The 8,375-nt window shown below is 57.1% G+C and carries 9 protein-coding genes; 5 read left to right on the top strand and 4 right to left on the bottom strand.

Annotation, left to right across the window (positions count from 1 at the left end; all coding sequences use genetic code 11):
* A partial coding sequence (locus NW843_RS08700) for an ABC transporter permease subunit (RefSeq protein WP_414522691.1) occupies positions 1 to 608 on the top strand: 608 nt, incomplete at its 5' end.
* Entirely contained in the window at positions 605 to 1,429 is an 825-nt protein-coding gene (locus NW843_RS08695) for an ABC transporter permease (RefSeq protein ID WP_414522690.1), read from the top strand. The genes NW843_RS08700 and NW843_RS08695, both read left to right, overlap by 4 nt.
* Here NW843_RS08695 and cpdA read toward each other — a convergent pair.
* The 4 genes from cpdA to NW843_RS08675 all read right to left on the bottom strand — a co-directional run bounded on the left by cpdA (position 1,426) and on the right by NW843_RS08675 (position 4,836).
* Positions 1,426 to 2,220: a 3',5'-cyclic-AMP phosphodiesterase gene (gene cpdA / locus NW843_RS08690; RefSeq protein ID WP_414522689.1), complete on the bottom strand. Its 795-nt coding sequence runs from the start codon at positions 2,218 to 2,220 to the stop codon at positions 1,426 to 1,428. The genes NW843_RS08695 and cpdA overlap by 4 nt on opposite strands.
* Positions 2,221 to 2,543: 323 nt before the next feature.
* On the bottom strand, positions 2,544 to 3,152 hold the full coding sequence (gene psbP, locus NW843_RS08685; RefSeq protein WP_414522688.1) for a photosystem II reaction center PsbP: 609 nt from the start codon (positions 3,150 to 3,152) through the stop codon (positions 2,544 to 2,546).
* A 178-nt stretch (positions 3,153 to 3,330) separates the two neighbouring features.
* Entirely contained in the window at positions 3,331 to 4,089 is a 759-nt protein-coding gene (locus NW843_RS08680; protein WP_414329450.1) for a PspA/IM30 family protein, read from the bottom strand.
* A gap of 63 nt (positions 4,090 to 4,152) precedes the next feature.
* A complete protein-coding gene (locus NW843_RS08675; RefSeq protein WP_414522687.1) occupies positions 4,153 to 4,836 on the bottom strand; it encodes a polysaccharide deacetylase family protein in 684 nt (227 codons plus the stop codon).
* A gap of 80 nt (positions 4,837 to 4,916) precedes the next feature.
* Between NW843_RS08675 and NW843_RS08670 the strand changes: the two genes are divergently transcribed.
* The 3 genes from NW843_RS08670 to grxC all read left to right on the top strand — a co-directional run bounded on the left by NW843_RS08670 (position 4,917) and on the right by grxC (position 8,324).
* Complete coding sequence (locus tag NW843_RS08670) at positions 4,917 to 5,147, top strand: hypothetical protein (RefSeq protein ID WP_414355428.1); 231 nt, start codon at positions 4,917 to 4,919, stop codon at positions 5,145 to 5,147.
* Between the two features lie 28 nt (positions 5,148 to 5,175).
* The gene (polA, locus tag NW843_RS08665; RefSeq protein WP_414522686.1) at positions 5,176 to 7,971 is read left to right on the top strand and encodes a DNA polymerase I; all 2,796 of its coding nucleotides are present in this window, start codon (positions 5,176 to 5,178) and stop codon (positions 7,969 to 7,971) included.
* Positions 7,972 to 8,063: 92 nt separating this feature from the next.
* Positions 8,064 to 8,324 (top strand): glutaredoxin 3, encoded by a 261-nt coding sequence (gene grxC, locus NW843_RS08660; protein ID WP_414522685.1) that lies wholly within the window; start codon positions 8,064 to 8,066, stop codon positions 8,322 to 8,324.
* The last annotated feature ends 51 nt before the right edge of the window (positions 8,325 to 8,375 follow it).

Genomic DNA, 8,375 nt, shown 5'->3' with positions numbered 1-8,375 from the left:
GGCTTGGCCAGTTGACGCTGCCGATTCCTCATTTGGTGGGGGTGGCGGGGATGCTGCTGCTGCTGGGGCCCAGCGGTTGGCTGGCGCGGCTGGCCTTCCAACTGGGCTGGATTGCCTCGGATCAGGATTTTCCCTTGTGGGTGAACGACCGCGGCTATGTGGGGGTGTTGCTCTATTGGCTTTGGAAGGAGATCCCGTTTGCCGCTCTGGTGGCGCTGACGCTGCTGCGCGGGATGGGATCCGAGCTGGAGCAACAGGCTCGGCTGCTGGGGGCTTCTGCCGCCCAGACGTTTTGGTATGTAACGCTGCCCTTGCTGAGGCCGGGGCTGCTGGCCACCGGGATTCTCATCTTCGGCTTTGTCTTCAGCGCCTTTGAGGTTCCCTTGCTCTTAGGGCCCACCTACCCGCGCACCTTGCCCGTTCTGATCTATCAGCGCTTCACCCACATCAACCTGGAGCAGCGGCAGCAGGCGGTGGCGCTGGGGATCATCCTGCTGGCTGTCTCAGCAGCGGTGGTCAGCCTAATCGGAGGGCTGTTTGCAGCCAGAGTATCCTTTCTGCAGCTGCCGTTTGGCTCAGCGGGACGGAGTCCTTGGAGAAAGCCGTGAAAGGACGCAGATGGATTGGGGGATCCCTGCTCCGCCTTGGGGTGGCCGGAGTGGCCCTCCTTTGGGCTTTGCCCTTTGGGGTGCTGGCCCTTTGGGCCTTCACGCGGGCCTGGTATTTTCCCGATGCCCTGCCCCGGGCATGGAGCATAGCCGGTTGGCAGCAACTGCTGAGCTGGGGATCCCAGTTCCGGGCAGCCTTCGGCCAGAGCTTGCAAATTGCCCTGTTTACCACCCTGCTGGCCTTGGGGGTGGGGATCCCGGCGGGACGAGTTTTGGGCACCCATCCTGTGCCCGCCTGGCTGCGCCTGCTGTTGCTGTTGCCCGTCATCACCTCTCCTCTGGCTGTGCTGATGGGGATCCAAGGGGTGCTGATTCGCCTGCGGCTAGACGGTGCCCTGCTGGGGGTGGTGCTGGTGCATCTGATCCCCACCATTCCCTACATGGCTCTGGTGATGGGCAGTGTGTTCGCCCGTTTCGACCGCGGCTACGAGGCGCAGGCCCGCTGTTTGGGGGCGGATCCCTGGCAAGTGTGGTGGCAGGTGACGTTGCCCCTCATTGCCCCTGGGGCAGCCATTGGGGCGGTATTTGCCTTTTTGATCTCTTGGAACGAATTTTTGCTCACCTTCTTCGTCGGCGGTGGGCGGGTTCTCACGCTGCCGATGCTGCTCTACAGCCTTTTGCAGGGGGGAAACAACACCTTGGTGGCTGCAGTGGCCTTCCTGTCGCTGCTGCCGGGGTGGTTGGCCTTGCTGGGGGCCAGCGTCTGTTTGGGGCAGGCCATCGGGCTACCCCCCGCAGAGGTTCAAGAGGGGGAGAGCTAATATCCCTTCAGGGCCAGGTTGGGACGTTGCAGAGCGGCCCCCACCCGTTGAACCTGAGTTTTGAAGCTGCCATCTCGCTCCAACCATATCTGCCTCAGGGCAGGGGGAATTACCTCCAGGCCAAACTGGGGGCTCTTGGGACGAAATTGCACACAGGTTGAGGGACAAGCCAGGTAATCAACCCCCTCCCGCCGGCGGTGCAGGTCTTGGTGAATATGGCCGAATACAACGAGGCGGATGTGGTCGAACTCGTCCAGAACCCCAAACAACCGCTCCGGCTGCTGCAGGGCGCTTTGATCCAGCCAGGCAGAATCCACCGAAAAAGGGGGATGGTGCAGGGCCAACAAAACATGGTGTTGGGCAGCTTTGCTCCGCTGCAATTCCTGTCTCAGCCACAGCAGCGTGCGCTCCGTCAGGTAACCGCTATCTTTGCCGGGCACGAGGGAGTTCAACAAAATAAAGCTCCAATTTTCCCGGCTGAAGCTCTTGTCCCCAAATAGCCGCTCGGCATGAAGCTCTTGGTTCATGGTGTGCAGGCGATCGTGGTTGCCCGCCAACCAGTAAGTATCGATGGGGAGAGTTTGCAAATGGGCTCTCAAACGAGCGTAGGATGCTGCACTGCCATCTTGAGAGAGATCTCCGGTGAGCAGCAGCAGATCGGGCAAGGGATCCAGAGCGGCAATGGCCTTTTGCACCTGCAGGAAAGAGGCTTCCGTGTCCACCCCCAGCAGCCGGTGATGGGGCTTGGCAAACAGATGCAGGTCGCTGATCTGAACCACGTATACGGTCATAGAGCAGGCCCAAGAGGGTGGGATCCCATCTCCGCAGGTTTAAAACACTACCGTTCTAGCACCAGATGGCCTGGCTGGAACCCGTAGGTAGGGTCATTTCGATTCAAGCTAGGACACTGCACCCACACCCAAAACGTTGGTCGCGTCTTCGCGTCAGCGTTGCGGAGCAATAATCCCCAGAACCACAAGGCTTTTCTCAGTAGCCCAGGCGTCTCGCCCCCAACCTAAAATGACCATAACTCAGCCCTAAAGGGCTCAACCTTAACCTACCCAAGTCCGTCAACCCGGTTCAATCCCTTGAGAAAATCCTCTCAGGAAAAGCTTTAGGAAACATTCAGAGAGCGGCCCACGTTCCTAAAAGCAGCCTGCACCTGAGGCCAGCGGGATTCTTGGGTAGAGGCCGTCAGCGTGTAGAGGCGATGGTGCCGAACGGTCACCGTCACCACCTCGTGGCGAAGCTGGGATCCCATATCGGTTTGGTATTCCAGCAGGTAATAGGGGTGCTCCTGCCGCTCAAAGGCTTCGGCAGCCAACAGCTTGGCCGAGCGACCGGATCCCTCAGGAGCAATGATCTTCTCCGCCACCAACTGCCCCACCTCAGCCGGGCTGCCCAAATCGGCAATCGTCTCCCCCTTGTCAAACGGGGCGATCATCAGGCTGACGTTCTCGGTCTCGTACACCAGGTCGCGCAGGAGTACCACCGGCCCTTTCCCCGGCCCAAGATTGACCGCCACCATGCCGTTGGGGTAAGCAAAAGCAAAGGCTCCGCTGGGATCCCTGTAGGCCCGCAGGTTAGAGCCCGCGGAACAGGCACAAACCACCAAGCTGAGGCAAACGCAGAGCAGCAACAACGCCCTAGACAGCCACAGGCTGGTTGCAGAAGTGGGCCGCGGGCCCAACCGGGCAGAATGCCCGCCTCGTGCTGCTGACATGCTGGGATCCTCTCCTCAGATGGGTTGCCTATTGTTCCTTTATCATCCTAGTACGAGCGCACTCCCTCTAGCCCGTTGACCGTCAATTCCCAACGGAAAACTCCCCCTGCAACTTAGCAGCGGGGTTGCCGACGTGGGTTGAAAAGCGAGGGATCCCCAAGCTTGGAAGCAACTGCCGCTATTGGGGGAGCCGCTTCTCGAAATCCAGATCCGGTAGCGGCAGGTTGGCCTGGGCACCTCCTTGGCCGGTGAGCATTGCCAAGCGGCGGGAGATTTCATCGTCCATGGCCATTTCATCCAGTTGGGCAGCAATCTGCTCGCTGCGATCTTCCGAGAGTTCGCTCATGGCTCGGGATTTGAGCTGGCGAGCCTGGATAGCATTCTTTGCCGCCTCAAATTGGGACTTGGCCGAGTCGATGTTGTAGGAGTTGTTGACGCGGGTCATCTGCTCCAGAGCTTGGTTCACCTCGTTGATGTCTTTGAGGTTGCTCAGCTCGCTCTTGTAAGCGGCCAGTCGTTCTTTCTCGCGGGCCAGCTTTTGCTTGGCGGCATTGACGTAGCGCTCGGCAGTTTCCACATTCTCCTTGAGGGGGCCGAGAATGGCCTCAATTTGCAGCGCTTGGGACATAGCCAGGCGGGCAGCCTCTTGATCGCCCCGTTGGGCGGCCAGGCGAGCTTTGTTCTCCAGGGCCTGGTACTCCCGCACCTTTTGCATGTACTTCTGCTCAGCCCGCTGATAGGCGGCTACTTGGGTGGCAACGGCTTCCGTGAGACGCTGAACCGTCTCCTGCATCGTGCGTAGGGATTCTTCCGCCACCATCACCGCCCCTGTGCCACCTTTCTCCACCGGGATCCCCCACAGCCAGTTCCAAGTTCCGACGATGACGCTGCCGGCCCGTTGCCCAAAAATGCCGTAGATAATCTTGCGTGCGCCCATGGCCTGACCCTCCTGCTTGTGCGTGCCTCTACTGTATTTAATTTCTCCCCAACTGGAAAGATCTCAGGGATCCGGCAAGTGGACAAATTCAAATCCCCGCTTCTTCAAAGTTGGGATCAACTGCCGCGTTACCTCAACCACTTGGGATCCCCCCTCTACCCCATCGTGCAGCACGATCAAGGAGCCAGGCCGCACCTGGGCCAGCACCCGCTCCACCACCACCGATACCGGTGGGATCAGCCAATCCTCAGGCACCACGCTCCACATCACCGGACAAAAGCCCCAACGGCGCAAATCCGCAAGCGTCTGCGGCCAAAACAAGCCATTGGGCGGGCGCACAGCCCGATAATCGTCAGGGATCCCGCCACAGGCAGCCACGAGGGTGGTTTGGCTGCGCTTCAGGCTCTGTTGAAGTTCGTCAGGGGCAAGCTGGGTGAAGGAGCGATGCTGCCAGCCGTGAAGGCCAATGCGGTGGCCTTGTTGGCGGATCTGACGGGCCAGGTGGGGCCAGCGCTGCACCCGTTCTCCCAACACAAAAAACGTGGCCGGCACCTGAAAATCCATCAAAACCTGCAACAAAGCAGGGGTGTACTCAGGGTGAGGGCCATCGTCAAAGGTCAGAGCCACCCGCTGGGTATGGGGATCTGCCGGCAACTCCCACAGGCCGTCGGGAAAGAGGGTCTTGAGGCCCCAATGCAGGGGTGGGTAGAGAGATGGGGGCAGGATTTGCTGAGAAGAGAAGAGCATTGTGGCGAGCTGTATTTTGTCCAGAACCAGAGGGCAATGCTTTGGGTGATCAACTGGGTAACAAATTTAGGTATTGCCGATTGAGCCAACCAATTGAAAAAATGGGCATGAGCATTGTAGCCCGCAAAACGGAAATCAGGGTTGGCGGGCCCGTCGATGGGCTTTTGGATCTCGTCCTAGCCAGTTGTGATTACAGATTGTGCCTACAGATTGTGATTACAGAAGTTGCCATTGGGTGTCGGCAGCAGCCCGCCGCTCGAGTTCTTGAGACGGATGTGGGATCCCTTCTGCCCATAGCCCAGATCCGATAGGCTAGATTCACCCTCAAGGTATCAGCTGATGGCTTGGCAAACTCCAACACTGCTGCTGGTGGATGGTCACTCTTTGGCTTACCGCTCCTTCTACGCCTTTGCCTACAGCCGCGAGGGGGGGTTGCGCACTTCCACTGGGATCCCCACCAGCGTCAGCTTTGGCTTTTTGAAATCGCTGTTAGAAGTCTTGGACAAATACACCCCTACCCATGTAGCCGTTGCCTTTGATACACGGCAGCCCACTTTTCGCCACGAGGCCGACGAAACCTACAAATCAGGCCGCCCGGAAACGCCACCGGAGTTTATCGAAGATGTGGAGAACCTGAAGCAGGTGTTGACGGCACTACGCATCCCGATTTTGGTGGTGCCTGGTTTTGAAGCCGATGACATTTTGGGCACCCTCAGTAGGCTAGCCCCCCAAGATTACCGGGTGCAGATCTTAAGTGGCGATCAAGATCTGTTCCAGTTGATCGATACCGATGGAAGAGTTCGGGTTTTGCACCTCAACAGCAAAGATCGCATCAGCGAGTTTGGCCCCGAACAAGTGAAAGAAAAATTGGGCATCTGGCCTTGGCAGGTGGTGGATTATAAGGCCCTCTGTGGTGACCCTTCTGACAACATTCCCGGGGTGAAAGGGATCGGCCCCAAGCGAGCTGTGGAGCTGCTGGAGCGCTACGGCAGTTTGGATGAAATTTTCGACCACCTGGACGAGATCCAAGGAAAAGTCCAGCAATACCTCAAAGAAGGGATCCCGGCGGCCCATCACTCGCAATTTATGGCTCGGATCAAATGCGACGTTCCTCTTTCTCCCGACTGGGAGAGCATGAAATTAACCGGGTTTGATCAAGCAGAATTGCTGCCGCTGCTGGAAAAATTGGAGTTTCACAGCTTCATCGCCCAAGTGCGCAAAATTCAAACGGCTTCGGGGGGGATCCCAGCCGAGGCAGAAGCGGTCAGCGCCTTTAATCCCACCGGGGCTCCTGCAAACGCTCCTGACGAAGCCCTGTGGTTTGATTTTGCCCTCGATCCCGTCCCTTCTCTGCCGGCGGTGCGCATCATCGATACGCCGGAGCAACTGGAGCTGTTGCGGCAAGAGCTGTTGGCCTGCCCAGGGATTGTAGCTTGGGATACTGAAACCACCAGTCTAGATCCACGGGATGCCCAATTGGTGGGGATCGGCTGTTGTTGGTCAGAGGGAGATATCGCCTACTTGCCCATCGGCCACCGCCAGGGATCCAACCTGGATTGGGAGCTGGTTAAACAAAGCCTGCAACCCCTTTGGGAAGATCCCAACCGACCCAAAAGCCTACAAAACTGTAAGTACGACCTGAGCATTTTCCGCGCCCACGGGATCCGCCTGCAAGGGATCCAGTTTGATCCCATGTTGGCCAGCTACGTTTTGGATCCAGAAGCCAGCCACAACTTGGCCGATTTGGCAGCCACCCATTTGAATTTGCCGACCACCAGCTACAAAAAGTTGCTGGGCAAGGAACAGTCCATTGCCGATATCCCGATTTCCAAAGTTGCAGAATACTGTGGAACCGACGCCTATTGTGCCTATCGTCTGGTGCCAATCCTCACCGAAAAGCTGCAGAAAACCGATCCACGCCTGTGGGATCTTTTTATTCAAGTCGAGCTGCCCTTGGCCCAAGTTTTGGAAGAGATGGAGTGGATCGGCATTCGCGTTGATACCGAGTTTCTGAGGCAATTTTCCCAAGAGCTGGAACAAGAGCTGCAAAGTTTGGAGCAGAAAGCTTATGCCCAGGCTGGAGAAACCTTTAACCTCAATTCTCCCAAGCAACTGGGATCCCTGCTCTTTGAAAAGCTGAAATTGGACATTCGCAAAACCCGCAAAACGGCTACTGGCTATTCCACTGATGCCTCAGTTTTAGAAAAGCTAGAGGGGGATCATCCTCTCATCGAAACCATCGTGCAATACCGCACCTTGGCCAAGCTGAAATCGACCTATGTGGATGCTCTGCCTGCCCTGGTAAGAAGCGATACCGGCAGAGTCCACACCGACTTTAACCAAACCGTTACTGCCACCGGCAGGCTCAGCTCCTCAAACCCCAACTTGCAAAATATTCCCATTCGCACCGAGTTCAGTCGCCGGATTCGACAAGCTTTTATTCCCCAAGAGGGATGGCTATTGGCGGCAGCAGATTACTCTCAAATTGAGCTGCGCATTTTGGCCCACCTCAGCCAAGAACCTGCCTTGCTGGAAGGCTTTCGCTCAGGAGAAGATGTGCATACCCTGACCGCCCGCCTGCTCCTGGAAAAACAGGAAATAACCAGCGAAGAACGCCGCCTGGCCAAAACGATCAACTATGGGGTGATCTATGGCATGGGAGCGCAGCGCTTTGCCCGCACTGCGGGGGTTTCTTTGTCGGAAGCCAAGCAATTTTTACAGCGATTTAACGAGCGCTACGCCGGCATTTTTGCCTATCTGCGCTCCACTGAAGCCTTTGTGGAAAAGCATGGCTATGTAGAAACGATCTTGGGTCGCCGTCGCTATTTTCCCAATTTGTCTCGTCTGACAGGCCATCGCAAACAAGCGGAATTGCGAGCAGCTGTGAATGCTCCCATTCAAGGATCCGCCTCGGACATTATCAAAGTAGCAATGGTGCGCCTGCGGCAAAAGCTGCAGAACTTTCGTTCCCGCTTGCTCCTGCAAGTGCATGATGAGCTGGTGTTTGAGGTGGATCCCTCGGAATGGCAGGCCCTAAAACCGCTGATCCAAACAGAAATGGAAGGAGCAGTGCCCCTCTCCATACCGCTAGTGGTGGATATCCAAATTGGCCACAATTGGAAGGAAGCCAACTAGACCATGGGAGGCAGAAAACCCCGGGTTTGCAAGGAAAGGGATCCCGGCTCCGTGAAAATGTTAAGCTATGTAAAAGCGTTTGTTGTTTTCTTATGACTGTTGAGATTTACACCTGGCGTTTTTGTCCCTTTTGCATCCGGGCTAAGCAACTGCTGGATCGCAAGGGCGTGAAATACATCGAATACGCCATCGATGGAGACGAGGTGGCACGGGCGGAAATGGCCAAGCGGGCCAACGGCCGCCGTTCGGTGCCGCAAATTTTCATCAACGACCAGCATATCGGCGGCTGCGACGATCTTTACGCGCTAGAGGCTCGCGGCCAGTTGGATCTGCTCCTACAGCAGGCCAGCTAAGCCTCAACTGTATCTGATACATTTACGCTGAACACTGCTGAACATCACTGT

It is taken from the genome of Synechococcus sp. R5-12, from assembly GCF_047502655.1.
Taxonomy (GTDB): Bacteria; Cyanobacteriota; Cyanobacteriia; order Thermostichales; family Thermostichaceae; genus Thermostichus.
Note: the sequence above shows the minus strand (reverse complement) of the source record. Positions and strands in the feature narration are given on the sequence as shown.